13 protein-coding genes and 1 tRNA gene are annotated in these 20,299 nt (G+C 54.7%); 10 read left to right on the top strand and 4 right to left on the bottom strand.

Annotated elements, in window-relative coordinates; translation table 11 throughout:
• The first annotated feature begins 203 nt into the window (after nucleotides 1-203).
• Nucleotides 204-800: a collagen-like protein gene (locus F5984_RS26905; RefSeq protein ID WP_152124003.1), complete on the top strand. Its 597-nt coding sequence runs from the start codon at nucleotides 204-206 to the stop codon at nucleotides 798-800.
• A 141-nt stretch (nucleotides 801-941) separates the two neighbouring features.
• A complete protein-coding gene (locus tag F5984_RS09300; RefSeq protein ID WP_152124002.1) occupies nucleotides 942-2,657 on the top strand; it encodes a hypothetical protein in 1,716 nt (571 codons plus the stop codon).
• A gap of 45 nt (nucleotides 2,658-2,702) precedes the next feature.
• Here F5984_RS09300 and F5984_RS09295 read toward each other — a convergent pair whose 3' ends face one another.
• Entirely contained in the window at nucleotides 2,703-3,644 is a 942-nt protein-coding gene (locus F5984_RS09295) for a tyrosine-type recombinase/integrase (protein WP_152124001.1), read from the bottom strand.
• Between the two features lie 199 nt (nucleotides 3,645-3,843).
• On the opposite strand from F5984_RS09295, the gene F5984_RS09290 reads away from it, so the two are divergent.
• The 5 genes from F5984_RS09290 (at nucleotide 3,844) to F5984_RS09270 (ending at nucleotide 10,927) form a co-directional block, all read left to right on the top strand.
• Nucleotides 3,844-4,803, top strand: a complete 960-nt coding sequence (locus F5984_RS09290) for a fasciclin domain-containing protein (RefSeq protein WP_246168886.1) — start codon at nucleotides 3,844-3,846, stop codon at nucleotides 4,801-4,803.
• 94 nt (nucleotides 4,804-4,897) lie between these two features.
• Nucleotides 4,898-5,923 (top strand): fasciclin domain-containing protein, encoded by a 1,026-nt coding sequence (locus F5984_RS09285; RefSeq protein ID WP_152124000.1) that lies wholly within the window; start codon nucleotides 4,898-4,900, stop codon nucleotides 5,921-5,923.
• A 605-nt stretch (nucleotides 5,924-6,528) separates the two neighbouring features.
• Nucleotides 6,529-9,492: a DNA polymerase I gene (gene polA, locus F5984_RS09280; RefSeq protein WP_152123999.1), complete on the top strand. Its 2,964-nt coding sequence runs from the start codon at nucleotides 6,529-6,531 to the stop codon at nucleotides 9,490-9,492.
• A 5-nt stretch (nucleotides 9,493-9,497) separates the two neighbouring features.
• Nucleotides 9,498-10,037 (top strand): DinB family protein, encoded by a 540-nt coding sequence (locus tag F5984_RS09275; RefSeq protein ID WP_152123998.1) that lies wholly within the window; start codon nucleotides 9,498-9,500, stop codon nucleotides 10,035-10,037.
• A gap of 44 nt (nucleotides 10,038-10,081) precedes the next feature.
• Nucleotides 10,082-10,927: a universal stress protein gene (locus F5984_RS09270; RefSeq protein ID WP_152123997.1), complete on the top strand. Its 846-nt coding sequence runs from the start codon at nucleotides 10,082-10,084 to the stop codon at nucleotides 10,925-10,927.
• Between the two features lie 76 nt (nucleotides 10,928-11,003).
• On the opposite strand, the gene F5984_RS09265 is transcribed toward F5984_RS09270, so the two are convergent.
• Nucleotides 11,004-13,631: a M14 family metallopeptidase gene (locus F5984_RS09265; protein WP_185155465.1), complete on the bottom strand. Its 2,628-nt coding sequence runs from the start codon at nucleotides 13,629-13,631 to the stop codon at nucleotides 11,004-11,006.
• A 189-nt stretch (nucleotides 13,632-13,820) separates the two neighbouring features.
• Between F5984_RS09265 and F5984_RS09260 the strand changes: the two genes are divergently transcribed.
• Both F5984_RS09260 and F5984_RS09255 read left to right on the top strand, forming a co-directional pair.
• Nucleotides 13,821-13,892 (top strand) — tRNA-Glu (locus F5984_RS09260).
• Nucleotides 13,893-14,137: 245 nt separating this feature from the next.
• A complete protein-coding gene (locus F5984_RS09255; protein ID WP_152123996.1) occupies nucleotides 14,138-16,405 on the top strand; it encodes an aconitate hydratase in 2,268 nt (755 codons plus the stop codon).
• Nucleotides 16,406-16,465: 60 nt separating this feature from the next.
• Here the strand turns inward: F5984_RS09255 and F5984_RS09250 are convergent, their stop codons facing one another.
• On the bottom strand, nucleotides 16,466-17,215 hold the full coding sequence (locus F5984_RS09250) for a response regulator transcription factor (RefSeq protein ID WP_152123995.1): 750 nt from the start codon (nucleotides 17,213-17,215) through the stop codon (nucleotides 16,466-16,468).
• Nucleotides 17,216-17,220: 5 nt separating this feature from the next.
• Entirely contained in the window at nucleotides 17,221-18,915 is a 1,695-nt protein-coding gene (locus F5984_RS09245; RefSeq protein ID WP_152123994.1) for a sensor histidine kinase, read from the bottom strand.
• A 231-nt stretch (nucleotides 18,916-19,146) separates the two neighbouring features.
• Between F5984_RS09245 and F5984_RS09240 the strand changes: the two genes are divergently transcribed.
• Nucleotides 19,147-20,280, top strand: a complete 1,134-nt coding sequence (locus F5984_RS09240; protein ID WP_152123993.1) for a hypothetical protein — start codon at nucleotides 19,147-19,149, stop codon at nucleotides 20,278-20,280.
• Nucleotides 20,281-20,299 lie beyond the last annotated feature (19 nt).

Raw genomic sequence — 20,299 nt, 5'->3', positions numbered from 1 at the left:
CACCAATCTCCTGATTCTTGCCTTTTGTCGAACACAAAATCCGTTGATTTCAGTACTGGACATTCGGACTTCAGACACTGGACCTTAGACTTGCTACCTTTAGATATGGAGGTCTAACGTCTAATGTCCAACATCTAATTTCCTGTACTGAGTCCTTTGTATCGCGTTTTTTTGTAAATAGCAGTAAGACAAGACTTTATCGTATGAAAACAACTATATTTAATTCGCTCGCCGGCTTTGTTCTGTTTGTGCTTCTGGGCGGGTTGCTCGTGGGCTGCGAAGGCCCTCAGGGTCCCGAAGGTCCGGCCGGCCCGGCTGGCCCCACGGGGCCTCAGGGGGTATCGGGCGTAGCTGGAGCTACCGGACTAGCAGGCCCGGCTGGCCCAACTGGTCCCGCTGGTCCGGCAGGCCCTCAAGGGCCGGTAGGAACGGCTAACGTGATTTACTCGCCCTGGGTCTCGGTCAATTTTTCGGGGAGCGCGGCCCCCTTTACGGCCAACATCAACGCTCCGCAGATCACCCAAACTGTGCTCGACCGGGCCGATATTCGGGTATATTGGCAGGAAAACGGTCGGGTAATCCCGTTGCCGTACGCTGAGGTAGTCGGTAATGTGACCTATACGGTGCATCAGCGGTTTTTTGTGGGACGCATTGAGCTAAGGGCCAGTTATCCGATCAACGCGACGCAGCAAATGCGCTACGTCATTATCCCCGGTGGTGTCTCGACCGGCGGCCGCCTGGCCTCCATCGACTGGACCGACTACGCCCGCGTAAAAGCAGCCCTCAACCTCCCCGACTAACTGTTTGACTGAGGTACGGTCAGTTCCCAGAGATGACATCTTGTTTGGAAAGATCGGGGACGCCCAGCGGTCATTTCTATTGCACCACCAGCATGCGGGTACTTTTTTGTAAGTTGGGCTGCATTTCAAGCCCAACATTCTATGCGTTACCTCTATTGTTTTCTGTTTAGCTTGCTCACGGCTCTGGTGGCGCAGGCGCAACCCCTTTTTTCGGTATCGTTCCCCGCTTCGGCTACTTCCACGGCCCTCGATGGGCGCGTACTCCTTTTGCTGGCTAAAGACGCCAAAACCGAACCGCGTTTTCAGATTAGCGATGAGGCCGACACCCAACTGGTGTTTGGCGTCGATGTCGACGGGCTGAAACCGGGGCAGGCCGCTACGGTCAATAGTTCGGCGTTTGGGTACCCGCGCAAAAGCCTGGCCGATGTACCGGCGGGCGAGTATTATGTGCAGGCCGTGCTGCACCGGTACGAAACGTTTCGGCTCAAAACAGGCCATACCGTAAAGTTGCCCATGGATCGGGGCGAGGGGCAGCACTGGAATCTGGCGCCGGGTAATCTGTACAGCAAACCCGTCAAGATTCGGTACAACCCGCGCACCAAACAGGTGATTCCGGTGGTGATGGATCAGGTAATTCCGCCCATCGAGGAGCCCAAAGACACCAAATACATCAAGCACATCAAGGTGTTGAGCAAGCGACTCACCGAGTTTTGGGGTCGGCCTATGTACCTGGGGGCGCATGTGCTGCTGCCGTACGGATTCGATGAGCACCCCAACGCCCGGTTTCCACTCTGCGTATTTCACGGCCATTTTCCGGCCGATTTCGACGGGTTCAGTGAGACGCCACCACCGGCCGACATGGACACGAGCGATTACGTGCCTCGGTTTGGTATTTACGGCTATAAAAAGCGGGTAACGCAGGAAGCCCACGATTTTTACAAACAGTGGACAAGCAAGGATTTTCCCCGAATGCTGATCGTAGAAATTCAGCACCCAACCCCGTATTACGATGATTCCTATGCGGTTAACTCGGCCAGTATGGGGCCCTGGGGCGATGCCATTATGTACGAGCTGATTCCCGAAATCGAACGGCAGTTTCGGGGGATTGGTCAAGGCTGGGCTCGCTTCACCTACGGGGGCAGCACGGGCGGCTGGGAGGCTTTGGCGGTACAGGTAATGTACCCCGATGAGTTCAACGGCTGTTTTGCGGCCTGCCCCGACCCCATCACGTTTCAGGCGTACACCGTGGTCGATATTTACAAAGATCAGAACGCCTATTACCTCGACAGCCCGCACAAGCGCACGCCCCGGCCCGGCAAACGCGACTATCTGGGGCATGTGAAATGTACGGTTGAGGACATGAATCACCGCGAACTGGCGCTGGGAACCAACTCCCGTTCCGGCGATCAGTGGGACATCTGGCAGGCGGTGTTTTCGCCACAAGGCCCCGACGGCTACCCCAAACCGATCTGGGACAAGCGCACGGGTGTAATCGACAAGCAGGTGGCGGCTTACTGGCGCGAAAACTACGATTTACTCCATATCCTGAAGCGCGACTGGAAAACGCTGGGCCCTAAACTGGCGGGTAAAATCCGGATTTACTGTGGCGATATGGACAACTTCTACCTCAACAATGCGGTGTATTTGATGGAGGATTTTCTGAAGCAAACCCGCAACCCGCACTACGGGGGCGAGGTGGCCTATGGCGACCGGGCCGAACACTGCTGGAACGGTGACCCTACGCAGCCCAACTACATCAGCCGGTTGCGGTACAACTCTATGTACGTGCCCAAAATTCTGAAGCGAATTGAAGAATCGGCCCCCAAGGGCGCGGATCTCACGAGTTGGAGGTATTAAAAATAGGGGAGAAAGGAGGAGGGAGGAAAGGAGAAAGGGAAGACCTCACTCGTTTCTTTCCTCCTTTTCTCCCTTCCTCCCTTCCTCCTCCCTTCGCCCACTCTTCGGATGTGCCTGTTCGTAGGTTTTGCGGAGTTGTTCGAGGCTGGTGTGGGTGTACACCTGCGTGGCGGCAAGGCTGCTGTGGCCAAGTAAATCTTTGATCGCGTTGAGGTCGGCACCCCGGTTGAGCAGGTGCGTAGCGAAGGTATGGCGCAATACGTGCGGGCTCTTTTTCTCCAGCGTGGTTACGAGTGTCAGGTTACGTTGTACAATACGCTGAATCAGAACGGGGTACGCCTGAATACCCTTGTCGCTCACAATCAGATACACCGAATCGGCCTCGTTACCAAAGGTTTCGGTTTTCAGACGAATGTACGTTTCCACCAGTTCGGCGAGGGAGGGTGGCATGGGCACTACCCGGTGCTTGTTTCGCTTGCCCAGTACCGTAATGGTGCGTTCGTACCGGTTAATATCGGCTACTTTCAGGCCAATCAGCTCGCTCAGGCGGATACCCGTTCCATAGAGCAGTTCAAGCACCAGCTTGTCGCGTTGACTCGCAAAGTCGAGCGGAAACTCGATTTCGTCGAGTAAGGTTTCCATTGGCTTTTCTTCCACAAAATGAGGCAGTTTCTTGCTCGTTTTGAGGGCCTGAATCTTGAGCATCGGGTCGGCCTGAATGGTTTTTCGGCGCAGCTGATACCCAAAGAAACTCCGCAGGGTGGCAATTTTCCGATTCACCGATGTACGGTCCATTTCGGCCTCTACCAACGACACAATCCAGGCCCGCACCTGCCGAAAGTCGGCCGTGAGGGGCGTTTCGAGCCCAAACTGATCGGTCAGAAATTGGCTAAACTGCTGAAGGTCTTTGCTGTAGGCCGTCAGGGTATGGTGGCTCAGGCGTTTCTCGAAACGGATGTGGTGCAGAAAATCGTCGATAGGGTTCATAAAGCGGGCGCAGAGTCGGGTACGAAGTTAATTGAGCTGGACAAAAATTGACCAACTAACAGAAAAAGAGTGTTTTGTTTAATATTTGATAGGTAAGTGTTAAACAGTTTTTAATCAATGTCCGTTTATTAACCGTAATCGCATTTGGTAGCGGTTATGCTATCTACATACAACCAAACCAATTCAAACTATCTTTCCAATGATTAGAACATCGCTTTTTCGTCGGATGGGATTTCTGATGACCGTACTCCTTTTGGGTATCGCCACGAGCTGTAAGGAAGACGAAGGCACCACGCCCCAAACCGTAACCGATTTAGTTGTTGCCGACAGCCGGTTCAGTCTGCTTGAGGCCGCTGTGTTGCGCGCCGGGCTGGGCGATGCACTCCGTACCACAAACAACATTACCGTATTTGCCCCCACCGACGAGGCTTTCCGGGCGGCTGGCTTTGCCGACGCGGCTGCCATCAATGCGGCTCCGGTAGCTACCCTGGCGGCCATTTTGCAATACCACGTGTTGCCCACGCGTGTCGCGTCGAGCGCGATCAACGTTGGCGACAATGCTCCGCAGGCCAGTCTGCTTTCGACCAACGGCACAGTGTACGTTACGCGTAACTCAGGTGGTGTTTCGGTTAATGGCGCGCGGGTAACTTCGGCAGATATTGCCGCTTCTAATGGCGTTATCCATGCCATCGACAAGGTATTACTTCCACCAGCGGGTAACCTGCTTGAAGCTGTTGTAGCGCTCAACACGGCCAATAACAACCAATACTCACTCGTGATTGCGGCCGTTCAGCGGGCCGGTGCCGCGGTAGTGGGTGCTCTGAGCACCGCAGCAGGTCCGTTTACGTTGTTTTTACCAAACAACACGGCTTTCACGGCGGCTGGTTTGGGCACCGAAGCGGCTATCAATGCGGCTAACCCGGCAACCCTTCAGGGTATTCTGCTGAACCACGTTGTACCGGCGCGGGTATTCTCTACGAACCTCGCAGCTGGTACCGTACCTATGGCTGGTGGGTCGGCTTCGACGGTAGCTATCAATGGTAACTCCGTAACTATCACCGGCCGGGGCAACGGAACGTCAGCGTCTAACGTAACCCGTACCGACATTGTCGCTACGAATGGTGTGGTACACCTGATCGACCGGGTATTGCTGCCGTAATCAGCTCCTCACCCACTTTCATAACGGGGTGTCGGCCGCTAAAAACGGTTTGGCGCCCCGTTTTGGCATAATATGTGTTGAGCTATCTGACGTTATGAACACAACACGTATCCAATCTGCCCAATCGTGGTCGTTGCTGACCTGTGCCCTGGCTGGAGCCATCTGGCTAACCAGTTGTAGCCGAGGCACTGACGTTGGGCCTGATCCCGAGCCTACACTGCCCAGTACGACCGTTACGATGCCCTCGACGGTAACGGCTACGGGCTCGCTGACCGATATTGTAAGCCGGACACCCCACCTGAGTCTGCTCAATGCCGCCTTGACCCGGGCAGGCCTGGCTGAGAGTTTCCGAACGGGGTCTCGCACCTTGTTTGCCCCCACCGACGAGGCTTTCCGGGCGGCAGGATACGCCAAATCGACGCTCGATTCGCTGTCGCCCGCGCAGGTGCAGCGGATTTTACAATACCATGTGCTCAACAGTCGGCTGGCGGTCTCGACCTTGCCAGTCAACACGCCAACGCCGGTACCTACGGCTCTGGTTACGGCTTCGATGACCTTGTTTAAAGCTTCTGACGGTCGGCTGTTTGCCAATGCTGCCCGCATTGTACAGGCCGATATTGGAGCAATGAACTCGGTCATGTTTGTGATTGATCGGCTGATGCCGGTGCCATCGCTATCGACGCTGGAACTGATTCGGGCCAACCCCGAGCTGTCCCTGTTTCGGCAAGCAATCGACCGGGCTGGGGCTACCGTACTGACGGCCTTGCAGTCGTCGGCCGAGGGGGGGATTACGGTGTTTGCACCGACCAACGCGGCTTTTCGGGCTGCGGGCTACGCTGATGCCGATGCCGTACGCAGCGCTGAACCTGCACGGTTGGCCGAGGTGTTACGGTATCATGTTGTAAACCGGCGGACATTCAGCCCCATGCTGCTGTCGGGCGATGTAGCTACCGTACAGGGTACGCCCCTGAGTATCGCGGTAAGTGAGCAGGGGGCTACCCTGACCGGGAGAGGAAACCCGGTAACAGGCGCTACATTGCTACAAACCGACCTGACAGCCACCAACGGAGTCGTACACCTTATCGACCGGGTTTTGCTGCCCACGGCGGTGAATAACTGATTTGCCTAACGGGTAAGTTAACCTGAATTATGCATATTGGCTGACGCAAGGGCCTTCGACAGGCTCAGGCTGACTGGGGGCTCTCAAGCTTCTGGTCAGACTGAGCCTGTCGAAGGCCCTTGCCGCATCGGAGGAACGGTCAGCAACCACCTGTAAGGCAAAATGATTTATTCTCTTTGAGGTAATTGCCTGAATTGTAGGTTTTTAGATAAGCTGCTTCAAAACAGTTTTAGTCGCAAATGATTATACAAAAGGTCCATCACGATTATAACCACATAATAGTGTAGTCTCCGAAAAGGGATAAACGGGAGAAATAGACAACCGTACGTGACGCCCCGCCCGACTAAATGACGCTGCGGAAGAGCAACCATGTCGGACCAGTGGTGGACGTAGAAATAATAAAACGAGCAGGAGATAACAGCCAACAACGGAAACAACACCCAGAATAGGGTGGAGTTGATCGAAAGCGCGTGCTGTACATAGCGCTCATGCCACGCGGAGATGGCTGCAAGACGGTCCTTCATACGTAATCGGTAGCGGGTATTTGGGAGCTTTACTTCGGCAGATGTGTTATCTTTACACGACATAAAGATAGGCTTTCCTGCATGGCAAAACCACAAAACAAACTGTTTCTGCTCGACGCCCTGGCGTTGATCTACCGCGCCCATTTTGCGTTTAATAAAAACCCCCGTATCACCTCAAGGGGCTTGAATACCAGCGCCATATTTGGTTTTATGAACGCCATGCTGGAGGTGCTGCAAAAAGAGAAACCGACGCATATCGGGGTCGCGTTTGATCACTCCAAAAAAACGTTTCGGCACGAACAGTTTCCGATGTACAAAGCCACCCGGCAGTCGCAGCCCGAAGATATCAGCGTGGCTACGCCGTACATCAAACAGATTGTCGAAGCCATGAATATCCCCATCCTGATTATGGAGGGCTTCGAGGCCGACGACATTATCGGGACTATTGCCAAACGGGCCTGCGCTACGGGTGAGTTTGAGGTGTACATGATGACCCCCGATAAAGACTACGGGCAACTGGTGGATGAGTGCATCCATATTTACAAACCTGCTTTTATGGGTAAAGCGGCCGAAAAACAGGGGGTAAAAGAGGTGTGCGAACGCTGGGGAATCGAACGCATCGAGCAGGTGACCGATATGCTTGGCCTCATTGGCGATGCGGTCGACAACATTCCCGGAATTCCGGGTATTGGCGAGAAAACAGCGCAAAAACTGATTACTGAATTTGGCTCGGTCGAAAACCTCATTGCTAATGCCGATCAGCTGAAGGGGAAGCTGAAAGAAAACGTGGTTCAATACGCCGATCAGGGATTGTTGTCGAAACAACTGGCGACCATTCACCTCGATGTCCCCGTGCCCTTCGATGCGGAGGCCCTGCGCCTGACCGAGTACGACAAACCCCGGCTGACGGCCCTGATGGACGAGCTGGAGTTCCGGCAGATGAAAGGCCGACTGGGTCTCGATTCGCCTGCCGACCAACCATTACCTCCAGCGTTTAAAGCGGCCGGAAACGGGCAGATGGACCTCTTTGCCGCACCTGCCCCGGCCCCATCGGGTACGGCCGACCTGCCGTTTGGCTTTGAGCCGGGCGACGCGGCCGTTGCTGATACGCCAACTCCCAAAACCCGCAAAAAAGCAGCTGCAACCGAAGCAACCCCGACCGACGCCGATGCCCCCGCGTTTCTGGACGTTTACCCCGATGCCGAAATCGAGACGGGCGCCAGCAAACCGCGCAAAACCATTCAGTCGGTCCGGCATGACTACCGGCTTGTTGATACACCCGAACTTCGCGCCAGTCTGGCGTATTTCCTGAGTAGTCAAACGGCTATTTGCTTTGATTCTGAAACCACCGCCATCGACCCCGTCGAGGCTGATTTGGTTGGTTTAGCGTTTGCGTACCGGACAGGCGAGGCTTTTTACGTGCCCGTTCCGGCCGACCGGGCCGAGGCTCAGGCAGTTGTCGATGTGTTTAAGCCCGTGTTACAGGACCCGGCGATTACCAAGATCGGGCAAAACCTGAAGTACGACCTGCTGATGCTCAAAAAGTACGGCGTAGAGGTGCAGGGAAAGCTGTTCGATACCATGATTGCCCATTACCTGATTGAGCCCGAGCAGCGGCACAACATGGACATTATGGCCATGACGTACCTGGACTACCACCCGGTTGAGATCGAAGCCCTGATTGGTAAAAAAGGCAAAGGGCAGTTGACCATGCGTGAGGTCGACGTGGAGAAAATTGTGGAGTATGCCGGCGAAGATGCCGACATTACCCTGCAATTGAAGCAAACGTTTGAGCCGTTGCTCGAAAAAGATAACCTCTTCAAGCTGTTCGATCAGGTCGAAATGCCGCTCGTGCAGGTGCTGGCCGATCTAGAGCTGGAAGGTATTCGGATTGATACCAACGCTTTGGCTGAGCTGTCGGCCACGCTCGATACCGATGTGAAGCAGGTGCAGCAGGAGATTTACGAACTGGCCGGGGAGTCGTTCAACATCGGGTCGCCAAAGCAGTTGGGCGAGGTTTTGTTTGATAAGCTCAAGCTGGATAAAAACGCCAAGAAAACCCGGACAGGGCAGTACGCTACAGGCGAGGAAATTCTGTCGAAACTGGAAGCTGAGCACGAAATTGCCCGCAAGATTCTCGACTACCGGGAGCTGATCAAGCTCAAAAATACATACGTCGACGCCCTTCCGTTGCTTATTAGCCCGCGCACGGGTCGTATTCATACCTCGTTCAATCAGGCGGTGGCGGCTACGGGGCGGCTCAGCTCAACCAACCCGAACCTGCAAAATATCCCTATCCGGACCCCGCGCGGGCAGGAAATTCGGAAGGCGTTTGTGCCCAGGTCGGAGGAGTTCCTGATTATGTCGGCCGACTATTCGCAGATCGAATTGCGGATTATGGCCGCTTTCAGTGGCGACGAAACCATGACCAACGCCTTCAACAACAACATCGACATTCATACCCAAACGGCCAGCAAGGTGTTTCATGTGGGCCTGGGTGAGGTAACGAGCGAGATGCGCCGGAAGGCCAAGACCATCAACTTCGGGATCATCTACGGGATTTCGTCGTTCGGGCTGGCGCAACGGCTGAAAATTCCGCGCAAAGAAGCGGCTCAGATTATCGAGGAGTATTTCGCGGAGTTTCCGGCTGTGAAAGCGTACATGGAACAGAGCGTTGAAAAGGCCCGTGGTTTTGGGTATGCCGAAACGATTCTGGGTCGTCGGCGGTACCTGCGCGACATCAACTCCCGCAACGTAACCGATCGGATGTTTGCCGAGCGTAACGCCATCAACGCCCCCATTCAGGGGAGTGCGGCCGATATGCTCAAGATTGCCATGATTCAGATTCACGATATGATGCGCCGGGAGCGAATGCAGTCGAAAATGATTCTAACCGTACACGATGAATTGGTGTTCGACGCCCACCGCGATGAGTTGGATATACTACGCGAACGGGTGGACCATATCATGAAAAACGCCATACCGATGGCCGTCAAGATGGATACCGGTATTGGCGTGGGTGAAAACTGGCTTGTAGCTCATTAATTCTCTTGAAACGTAAGACCTTTCTTAAACGGGCAGCCGGGTTAGCCGGGCTGCCCGTTGTCTCGCTGCCGGGGGCCAACCCCGAGGCCGACCGAATCCGGCAGGAATTGCTTGACGCCTGGCGGGCTTCCGAAAAAATATCGATTGCTACGGCGGAGCAGATGCCCGACGCCGGGTATGCGTTCCGGTACACGCCCGAGGCCATGACCTTTGCCGAGCAATGGCGGCATTGTCTATTGTACACGGTAGGGCAGTTGCAGGCCGACTTTGAGCAACCCAACCTGTACGCGGGTAAACGCCTGCCCCTCAACATGACCAAGGCCGAGGTGATGGCCGAACTGCCCCGCATGTACGCGCATGTGCGCCGGGCTATCGAAACCATCCCGGCCGAAAAATTGCTGGCCACTGTAGAGTACGGGGAGCACAAAATACCGGGTTGGCGGCTGCTGTATGTGCTCGAAAACCATATTATCCATCACCGGGGGCAGTGCGTTGTTTACCTCCGGCTCAAGGGTATAACGCCCGAAAGCTATTACGGCTGGTAAAACAGGCCGCTCTATTTTGGGGTTAGTTTGAAAACTACAATACCATGAAAACCATCCTTTTCCCGACCGATTTCACCGCATCGACCCAACATGCTTTAGACTGGGCTCTGTATTTTGCCCGCCAATACAAGGCCACGCTGGTGGTTTTGCATGTGTATCAGCCCCCCATCCCGGATGCCACCCTCCCTACCATGGGCGACCTCGGCGTGGGCGTTATGGCAACCGCCGACCTCGAACAGATTGGTCGCGAGAACCTGCAAAAGCTGGTGCAAAAACTCCAGCCGGAGGGTGTTGCCATTGAATCAGAATGGCGGATCGGGGCTGTAGAAGACGAAATTGTGGCCGTGGCCAATGAGCGCGATATTGATTTGGTTGTAACGGGCCGTAGCGCCCAAACCGGCTTTTTCGACCGGCTCGTGGGGAGTGCCGCTGCCGATGTAGCGCGGGCCGCCACCTGCCCGGTGCTGGTGGTTCCTAACTTGCCCGACGATGCGCCTGCGGCCCCTGTGCAGGTGAAACAGGTGGTGTACGCTACCCAACTGGAGTTCGAGGAACGCGACATGCTCGCGCAGACAATGGCCGTAGCACGGGTGTTTGGGGCGAGTCTGCAACTGGTGAAAGTCGACGCGGCCAACCAGCCCAACCTCTACGACGACCATCAGCTTCTCATGGAGCTACAGCGTCAGCACGGCGACCTGCCCCTCGACCTGGAAAAAGTGAAAGCCCGGTCGGTTACGCAGGGGCTTACTGAGTATCTGGAGTCGCACCCCGCCGATTTGTTGGTGATGACCACTCGTGAGCGCACCTTTTTCCAGAACCTAATCAACCCGAGTGAAACCGAACGGATGGTTGCACAGACCGACGTGCCGGTGCTGGTATTGCATGGATAGGGATGGAGGGAAAAAGGAGAAGGGAGAAAGGAAAACGACATGCTTTCTCTTTCTCCTTTTTCCCTTTTCCTTTTTCTTAATTTCCAACCATAAACACAGCGTTGGCAAACAGAAGCTTGCCGCTGTACCAGAAGCCCCGGAACAACGGGTTGTCGGCTAAGTAAACCACCGAGCCACGACCCAGCGACTGTACACCCATCGACAGGGTATTTTTCAGTTTCTCTTTGGCGTTGCTACCGGCAAAACCCGCTACGTAATTGTCGTCTTTGAGGTAGCCCACATTCCAGCCGTCTTTAAGTAACTCGAAGTTGTGCGCATCCTGCACAATGGCGTAGTAGCTGTTGCCCAGACCAAACGCAAGCGGATGGGTCGCGTCGAGCGTAATGCGATAGATACTGCCGGGTGTCTCGTCCGACACGGCATCACGCTCGCGGTCAGCATAGGTTTTCACCGAATCCGTGGCCGATTTTTTGGTTTTATCGTCTTTTTTGGCGTCTTTTTCCTTATCGGGTTTCTCTTTCAGTTCGAAGCCATCTTTACCCGCCAGGGCGTCGGCAGCCCGCTCCAGTGCAATCAGTTTGCCGCCTGCCTGCACCCATGTTTTCAGGGCCGACAGGGTTTTGTCGTTCAGAATCCGGCCGTAGGTATAGCCCGTTGGCATCACCAGTACATCGAGTTTGCTCAGGTCAATCGACGCCAGATCATTGCCTGTAATGAGCGTAGAGGGGTATTGGAGTTCCTGATCGAAATAATGCCATACCTCCCCCGACGCCGTGGGCGACATGCCTTCGCCTACCACGACACCTACGCGGGGGGCTTTCAGAGCCATCACAAAATCAGACCCAAAATCGGAGCCTTTGGTTACGAAGCCAGTTTGCACCGGGGTCAAGGTAACATTTGCTTTCTGGGCTTCGGCCTGCACAATCTGATCGAAACGGGCGCCCAGGCGCTCGTTGCCCGCCCGTGTAATCAGCAGCGTGCCCGCCGGGTACGATTGCCCGCCCAGTTCGAATGGTTTCTCGGCGGCCCGTACTTTAAGCTTTTGTTTCAGCAAACCCGCCAGCAGTTGCGCTGAGGGCATCGACTGCCAGCGCACCAGATACGCGTAGGGCGTGGCACCGGTAGTTTGCGATGTAGAGGCCGGCACCGACGCCGGGGCCACCGTACTGGCGGGCTCCAGGCGGGTGGTCAGGCCGTAGGTAGTCAGGCCAAAAGCGTAAGGCAACGACCAGGCCGTAATGTCGTACGTAACCGAATCTTCGAGGGCTGATTTTGGCTCAAACAGAATCTTGAGCAACGTTGACTTAGGTTGGTACGCACTGATAACCAGATCCTCAGGGGCCACCGCGACACCCGATTCGGTTTTCTGGGTGAAGTAATTGAAACCGCTCAGCCCGCCCGCGTTGGTATTCCCGCGCGATTTTCCGGTGGTGGCTGCTGCGGCCGCCCGTCCGTACCCGTACCGAATCTGATTTTTGTCGAGTAATTGCCGTAGCGCGTTCATCCGTCCGGCATCGCCATTGGCCTTAATTACATAGCTTTTGTAGGCCCCAATCGGGCTGGTTCGGGCTTTGTCGTAAAACTCACCAAAGGCTTTCACAATGTCGGTGCCCCGATCGGCTACCGATTCCAGCGTAGCGATACTGGCGGCCGTGTGGTGGTCGATGCGTTGCCGGAGCGTCAGCGTGTCGCCGTCGGCTTTCGTAATGGCCAAGCCAGCGCGGGTGTTGCCGCCCTGCTCGTAAGTCATGGCAATGGCGCCGTTGTACGTTGGCCAGGTGTCGCCGTAGCTGGGGTAGAACAAATCGAACCGCTCGCGGGTGTAGTAGAGCCAGCCGTTGCGGTCGAAATAGCGGCTACAATACTGCCCGATTACGTTCTGGAAATCGCGCTGAAACGGCGTAATATCCTCGTGGTAAGGTTTGGCCGAGGGCGCAAAGTAATACGGGCTTTCTACGCCCATTTCGTGAAAGTCGCCGTGTACGTGGGGCATCCAGCGGTGGTACATGGCCATACGCTGCTGGGTTACCTCCTGCGTTTGCCATGCCCAGTCGCGGTTAGGGTCGAAATAGTAGTGTGTGTACCGTCCGCCGGGCCAGGGTTCATTGTGTTCGCGGGCGAAGGGCGTAGGGTCGGCCACACGGCCCTGCATCTGATTATACCAGTTTACGTACCGGTCGTGCCCATCGGGGTTCAGATCAGGATCGAGAATCACTACCGTCGAGTTCAGGATTTTCTGCATCACGGCGGGTTGGTCGCTTCCTTTTTGTGGATCAACCAGGCCGTACAGTACCTCCATAAATGTTTCGGAGCTGACGGCCTCATTCCCGTGTACATTGTAGCTAAGCCACGCAATAGGCGTTTGGGTCGCCGATGCCGGATTTCCCTCGGCCATCCCGATTCGTTTGAGGTTATCGGTCCGAATTTCTTCGAGCCGATTCATATTGGCTTCCGAAGCGACCACGACAATCGCCAGCGGCCGACCTTCGTAGGTGGTGCCGTACGGAATAACCCGCACCCGGCCCGGCACTTGTCGGGCCACCTGTTCGGCGTAGGCCAGCACCCGATGGTGGGGCGTGTAGCGCTCACCGATTCGGTAGCCTAAAAATTCCTGGGGGGATGTTACTGTGTTTGTTGAAGTCGGTTGGGCATTGCTAAAAAAATTTAAGCAACAGAGGCCCACGACCAAAAGAGACCGAAGCATGCAGATAATGAAGTAGATGACTAAAAAAATGAATCCATCAAAAGTAGGTTTAAAACGCGCAGAAGAGAATTTTTTAAAATTTTTTTGCCCGAAATGTTGCGCGTGAAGATTTTCGCCGTACTTTTGCATCACGATTCGCTGACGCAGTCGCAGAAAAATCTGAAACACGTCAGGTCTGGTTCTTCAGACGGCCGATTCGTCTAGCGGTTAGGACATCGCCCTTTCACGGCGGTAACACGGGTTCGATTCCCGTATCGGTCACAACCAAGTGAAAAGCCCCTCCGAAAGAGGGGCTTTTTCGTTTTACCCCATTGGTCATTCGGTTTTGACGTTTCAAGGGTGTAACGCTGAGACATTTTCGTTTTTAAGCGTCTATGGACAAATTGAGACAAAATCCCCTAATTTTGACCCGCAATAAGATGAACCAGAACGGGGAATCAAATCCACTGATTTTCCGGTTCCTTTTATAAATAGGTTGTTTTTATAACTCGTTACCCCTTTTTGCTATGGCTTTTGATGTTGACATGATTCAACGTGTGTACGCCCGCCTTGGCGAACGCGTTGAAGCGGCCCGCCAGGCCGTCGGTCGTCCACTGACCCTGTCTGAGAAAATTTTATATGCCCACCTGTCGGCTGGAAACGCCACGCAGGCCCACGAGCGCGGCAAAGCCTATGTTGACTTTGCTCCCGACCGGGTTGCCATGCAGGATGCTACCGCTCAGATGGCCCTGTTGCAGTTTATGCAGGCTGGTCGGCCAAAGGTTGCCGTACCTTCAACGGTACACTGCGACCACCTGATTCAGGCTGAAGTGGGTGCCGATAAAGACCTGGACGTAGCCAAGAGCAAAAACAAAGAAGTTTACGACTTTCTGGCGTCGATTTCGAATAAATACGGTATTGGTTTCTGGAAGCCCGGTGCGGGTATCATTCACCAGGTGGTGATAGAAAACTACGCGTTTCCGGGTGGTATGATGATCGGTACGGATTCGCACACGCCCAATGCCGGTGGTCTGGGTATGATTGCAATTGGTGTAGGTGGTGCCGATGCCTGCGACGTAATGGCTGGTCTGCCCTGGGAGTTGAAAATGCCCAAACTGATTGGCGTTAAACTGACCGGCAAACTGTCGGGCTGGGCGTCGGCCAAAGACGTGATTCTGCGCGTAGCGGGTATCCTGACCGTAAAAGGGGGTACTGGCTGCATTGTGGAGTACTTTGGCGAAGGTGCCGAAAGCCTCTCGGCAACGGGTAAAGGAACCATCTGTAACATGGGTGCTGAAATTGGCGCTACCACGTCGATTTTTGCGTACGATGAGAAGATGGCCGATTACCTCCGTGCTACTAACCGGGCCGATATTGCCGATGCCGCCAGTGCGGTAGCCGCACATCTGCGTTCGGACGATGAGGTGTATGCCGACCCCGCTACGTACTACGATCAACTGATCGAAATCGACCTGAACACGCTGGAGCCGCATATCAATGGTCCATTTACGCCCGACCTTGCATGGCCGCTGTCGAACTTCGCTAAAGCGGTGAAAGAAAACGGCTGGCCCGAGAAGCTGGAAGTGGGTCTGATTGGCTCATGCACCAACTCAAGCTACGAGGACATGACCCGTTCGGCCTCGGTAGCGGCTCAGGCGGCTGCCAAAAACCTCAAAACGAAGGCAGAGTTTACCATTACGCCGGGTTCGGAGCTGGTTCGGTTCACGGCCGAGCGCGATGGTATCCTGAACACGTTTGAAGGTATCGGTGGGGTAGTACTGGCCAACGCCTGTGGACCCTGTATTGGTCAGTGGGCCCGTCATATGGACGACCCAACCCGTAAAAACTCAATTATCACGTCGTTCAACCGGAACTTCGCCAAGCGGAACGACGGTAACGCCAGCACCCACGCGTTTGTGGCATCGCCCGAAATCGTAACGGCGTTTGCCATTGCCGGTGATCTGACGTTTAACCCCATGACCGATACCCTGACCAACGAAAACGGCGAGCAGGTTATGCTCGACGAGCCGCAGGGTATTGAGCAGCCGATCAAAGGCTATGCCGTAGAAGATGCAGGCTATCAGGCTCCGGCCGAAGATGGCTCAGGCGTGGAGGTGATTGTATCGCCCACGTCGGATCGTCTGCAGCTGCTGGCTCCGTTTGCGGCCTGGGAAGGCACTGACCTGAGCGGTCTGAAGCTGCTCATTAAAGCAAAAGGGAAGTGCACAACCGACCACATCTCGATGGCGGGTCCGTGGTTGAAGTACCGGGGTCACCTCGACAATATCTCGAACAACATGCTCATTGGGGCGGTGAACTTCTACAATGAGAAAACCAACTCAGTGAAGAACCAACTGACGGGTGAGTACGGCGAAGTACCGGCCGTACAGCGGGCGTACAAAGCCGCTGGTGTAGGTTCGGTTGTTGTGGGCGACGAGAACTACGGTGAAGGCTCATCGCGCGAGCACGCGGCTATGGAACCCCGTTTCCTGGGTGTTCGGGCTATTCTGGTGCGGTCGTTTGCCCGTATCCACGAAACGAACCTGAAAAAGCAGGGCATGCTGGCTCTGACGTTTGCTAACCCCGCCGACTACGACAAGGTGCAGGAAGACGATAGCATCGACATCCTGGGCCTGACTACGTTTGCGCCGGGTGTACCGCTGACGGTTCGGCTGACCCACGCTGATGGCTCAGTGGATGAGTTCCCGGTAAACCATACCTACAACGAAGGTCAGATCGAGTGGTTCAAGGCGGGCGCTGCCCTGAACATCATTCGGATGAAGCAGGGTGCGTAAGTCGCATCCCGTATAGATTGACAAAAACTCGCTCTTCGGGGCGAGTTTTTTGTTTTCGGGTTAGCGGGTCCGAATTACCGTAAGTTGGTCGAGTAGCGCTTTGCGGGTGCCTGCCGGTAAGCTGACGGCATGTGGGCCAAGCTGAATCTGGTATTCATCGATGCGGTGTATGTTCGATAAGTTGACCAGAAGCGACTTGGAAAGCCGGTAGAATAGGGTGGGCGATAAATGTTTCTCCCAGTATTTGAGGTTTCCGGTCAGCACCAGGGGTTCGTCTGGTTTCCGGGCCGGGTTTAGTTGGTTCAGGGTGCTGTTGTTCAGGTAAAGCAGGGTATAACTCCGGGCCGCTTCCAGGTAAAAAATGTCGGGCTGGGCAACGCGTACAAAGCCATAATCGGTAGGTAGATAAATGGGGCCATCGTGCGGATTCGGATGGAGCCGATGGGGGTTGTCGAGGGCAAGTTCAATCTGTTGCAGCACCTCTCTGATGCGCAACGGTTTGTTCAGAAAAGCGGCTGGCCCGGTTGCTTTTGCCCGTTCAAAGGTGGCATCGTCGGTGGTGCCGGTCAGGTAAATAATGGTGGAGCCACACTGACGCTGAAGTACGCGCGCAGCGGCAATGCCATCGGTATGGTTGGCAAGGTGAATATCAACAATCGCCAAAGCAATCGGAGCACGTTCGATATAGCGCAACACGTCGTCGTAGGTGCGGGCAATACCAGCCACTATTCGCCCGGCGGAGCGGAGGGTCTCTTCCAGGGCAACGGCAATAGCCAGATCATCTTCAACAATCAAAACAGAATCAGGCATAGGATTCAGGCGTTTCCGGGAATGGATAGGTCAAAGGTAAGGCCGGGCGGTTGGCTAAAGCTCGCTTCGGCCCATAGTTGCTCGGTTTGCAACGCAATCAACCGCCTGCCAAACCCCGTCCGGGCGGTGCCGGGGCGGATACCCGGCCCGTTGTCCTGCACGCGCAACCGGATGCGACCGCTCTCGTGCCAGCACCGAACGGTAAGCTCAGGGGCCGGGTGGTTTGGGAAAGCGTATTTGCAGGCATTGGTCACTAACTCGTTTAGGATCAGTACAACCGGGAGTATTTGTTCGACTGAGATGGGTACCGGCTCAACCTGGCAGGTAACGGCAACGGGTTGGGGGCCGTAGCTGCGCAAAATCATCTGAATTATCTCCGGAATGATTTCGGGTAGCCTTTGCTGCTGTACAGGTGCATGGCTCAGTTTCCGATTCAGCAGGGTCATGGCCTGAATACGTATCTGACTCTCTTCGACGGCGCGCTTGGCATCTTCGTCGGTTAGCTGACTCGCCTGTAGGCTCAACAAGCCCGATATAGCCTGCAAATGGTTTTTGGTGCGGTGGCTTTGTTCGGCTAGTAATTGCTCATTTTGCTGACGGGTACGCTTGTTTTGCTGCCAAAGGTGGTAGAAAAACGCACCAGCAAGTAAAGCCACGGCCGAGAACCCCAGGGCCCCATACGTGTAATTTTGTTGGGCGGTTAGTACCGCTTTGTTAATCTTCAGTTCGGCTTCGCGTTGCTGGAGAAGCTTGTCGCGCCGACTGGTTTCGTACCCCACATTTAGTTGGGCAATTACGGCTCGTTGTTCTCTCGTCAGCTGGCGTTTTCGCAGCGAATCCGCCGTGCGGAGCCGTTGGTATGCCTGCGGCCATTGCCGGGTGGCCGCGTACCATTTTGCCCAGGCGTAATGCCCATCCGTGATCAGTTTAAGGTTTGCGTCATTAATATGGCGCATCAGGCTATCGGCTACCAGGAGGTACGTATACGCTTTAGCCGGATTGTTTACGGCCAGATAGGCGGTACTCAACGTATAGTGCAGTCCGACGATTCCGACGCCCTGCTTTGTCTTCTTGTACTCGCCGAGTGTATACTCCCGGAGTTTTATGGCCCTGAATGGGTCAGAATCAGCCAGTAACTCAGCCTGGCTTTCACGGATGCCGGCAATGTCGATTGCTCGACCGATTCTCAGCGCTATCGTTTCGGCCTGTTGCAGGTACCGGGCTGCACTGTCGAGGTCTGTTTTTTGGCGGACAGTCGGTGTATCGAGGCCGTTTTGGGCTCGTTTAAGGTGGAGGGTTCCCAGCATCCAGTAGGCACTCATCAGGCTATGCGGGTGGTTGAGCTGACGGCTGTTGGCGAGGGCACGGTTGGCATACACAAACGCTTCGGGGAAGTTGCCCATTACGGACTCATCGCTCGAGAGTTGAATAAGCACTTTGTTTAGTTGGATCGAAGGGCCCCGTTTTTCCCAGATTCGCAGCGCGAAGAGAAACCAGTTTCGGCCGCCCACAAAATCATTGGGTTCACGGGTATACTTGCCCATCAGGTAAGCGGCTTCGGCCATTGCCAGCGTATCGCGACGTTGGGAGGCCACCCGAAAGTCGGCCTTTGCTTGAGCCAGTTTAGGATGCTGCGGTGGCAGAGCCAGCCCCCGAACCGAGAAGCAAATGAATAAGATGGTGAGCAAAAAATAGCGCATACGTCACGGTGGGATTACCTACAAACTTATGTGTTAGACAGGCCTGGTGCAAGCCTAATAAGGTTTGGTGGAGAAAAAGCCCGGGTTCATAGAGTAGCCGGAGGGCATTTTGTAGCGGTGCTGTATGCTTGTGAATTAATGGCTAATTGTTGGCTTGAGCAAATGCAGGTTGTAAGCCCTAATCCGGCACTTCATTAGCCATTCGATTTACTACTCACTTTGGCTTGTTCTATGAAAATTGTCTATCTCATTATCGTGTATGTTTTAACAGGTTACGTACAGGTCAATGCGCAGGAGGTACTTACCAACGGGAGTGTTATAGCGCTCAATACGGCCAAGGTATCACGTAAACTGATTGAGGAAAAAATTAACCGCAGCACCACGCGCTTTGACGTGAGTGTGAATGGGTTGCTTGCACTGAAAACGGCCAAAGTGCCCGAGCCCCTGGCTGAGTTGATGCTTTCGCTGACTCAGTCTACGGATATCATCCAGAACAAAGACATTATCGAGTTGCACCGTGCCGGGTATGGCCGGAAATTCATTGTTCAGAAAATTCAGGCCAGCCGGTCGGCGTTTGATACCTCTACCGACGGCATGATTGAGCTGAAAACTGCCAAACTGCCCGATGCCCTGATTGAAGCCATGATGGTGGGAGGAGTCCCCCAATCTGCCCCTTCGGCTAAGCCGGTTGTAGCCAGTACCAAAACCGATACCCCCGCCAGCTCTACGAAGTCGGCCACCAAATCGCCTACGCAAACCACACCCTTCAAAGATCCACTGTACGCCAATCAGAGTAGCAGAGAGGCTGCCGCTCGTACGAAGACATCGGACGGCAAAACGGTTTTGCCAACCCAGTGCAACGCATGGTTCGACAAGTTTACCAAGAAGAACGTAAAGGCCTCCCAGGCAACCCTGCGCGGGTCCAAATTGGGGGCAAAAATCATTGTGGGTGTACTTACGGGCGGTAATCCAGGTGATGTAGGCATCGAAGATCTGGAAGTTGACCTGATTTTCCGACGGGATGGCAGCGACCTGTCGCTTGTTCTGTACGCCCGAAAACCGGGCTTAAACTTACTGGTTGTGGACAGTGACAAGCCCCTGATGTTTTTGATGCAGGATGAATCGGTGATGCAGTTCATGCCCGCCGAAAACTCCGAGAGCAGCTTTGACTGGAGTGGGGGAGGCTCCTATGAAACCGACCTGCTGATGTATTACAAACTAACCCCGCAGCAGGCGCAAACGCTGTCGAAGAAGCTCATCAAAGGCTACCGGCTCAACCTGTACAACCGAAAGTTTGTGGAAGACTCGGTCAATGAAAAACGGGCCATTCAGGTAACCATGTCGGCATCCTGTGTGCTGAACTAATTCTCAAACCCAATCACTA

Source organism: Rudanella paleaurantiibacter, from assembly GCF_009184635.1.
Classification (GTDB): domain Bacteria; phylum Bacteroidota; class Bacteroidia; order Cytophagales; family Spirosomataceae; genus Rudanella; species Rudanella paleaurantiibacter.
Note: the sequence above shows the minus strand (reverse complement) of the source record. Positions and strands in the feature narration are given on the sequence as shown.

What these genes read in the sequence shown, in the direction of transcription:
- F5984_RS09295 (WP_152124001.1), bottom strand. Translation starts at nt 3,644, where the DNA reads ATGAACCCTATCGACGATTTTCTGCACCACATCCGTTTCGAGAAACGC.
- F5984_RS09285 (WP_152124000.1), top strand. Translation starts at nt 4,898, where the DNA reads ATGAACACAACACGTATCCAATCTGCCCAATCGTGGTCGTTGCTGACC.
- F5984_RS26905 (WP_152124003.1), top strand. Translation starts at nt 204, where the DNA reads ATGAAAACAACTATATTTAATTCGCTCGCCGGCTTTGTTCTGTTTGTG.
- F5984_RS09270 (WP_152123997.1), top strand. Translation starts at nt 10,082, where the DNA reads ATGAAAACCATCCTTTTCCCGACCGATTTCACCGCATCGACCCAACAT.
- F5984_RS09300 (WP_152124002.1), top strand. Translation starts at nt 942, where the DNA reads ATGCGTTACCTCTATTGTTTTCTGTTTAGCTTGCTCACGGCTCTGGTG.
- F5984_RS09255 (WP_152123996.1), top strand. Translation starts at nt 14,138, where the DNA reads ATGGCTTTTGATGTTGACATGATTCAACGTGTGTACGCCCGCCTTGGC.
- F5984_RS09240 (WP_152123993.1), top strand. Translation starts at nt 19,147, where the DNA reads ATGAAAATTGTCTATCTCATTATCGTGTATGTTTTAACAGGTTACGTA.
- F5984_RS09250 (WP_152123995.1), bottom strand. Translation starts at nt 17,215, where the DNA reads ATGCCTGATTCTGTTTTGATTGTTGAAGATGATCTGGCTATTGCCGTT.
- polA (WP_152123999.1), top strand. Translation starts at nt 6,529, where the DNA reads ATGGCAAAACCACAAAACAAACTGTTTCTGCTCGACGCCCTGGCGTTG.
- F5984_RS09245 (WP_152123994.1), bottom strand. Translation starts at nt 18,915, where the DNA reads ATGCGCTATTTTTTGCTCACCATCTTATTCATTTGCTTCTCGGTTCGG.
- F5984_RS09290 (WP_246168886.1), top strand. Translation starts at nt 3,844, where the DNA reads ATGATTAGAACATCGCTTTTTCGTCGGATGGGATTTCTGATGACCGTA.
- F5984_RS09265 (WP_185155465.1), bottom strand. Translation starts at nt 13,631, where the DNA reads ATGCTTCGGTCTCTTTTGGTCGTGGGCCTCTGTTGCTTAAATTTTTTT.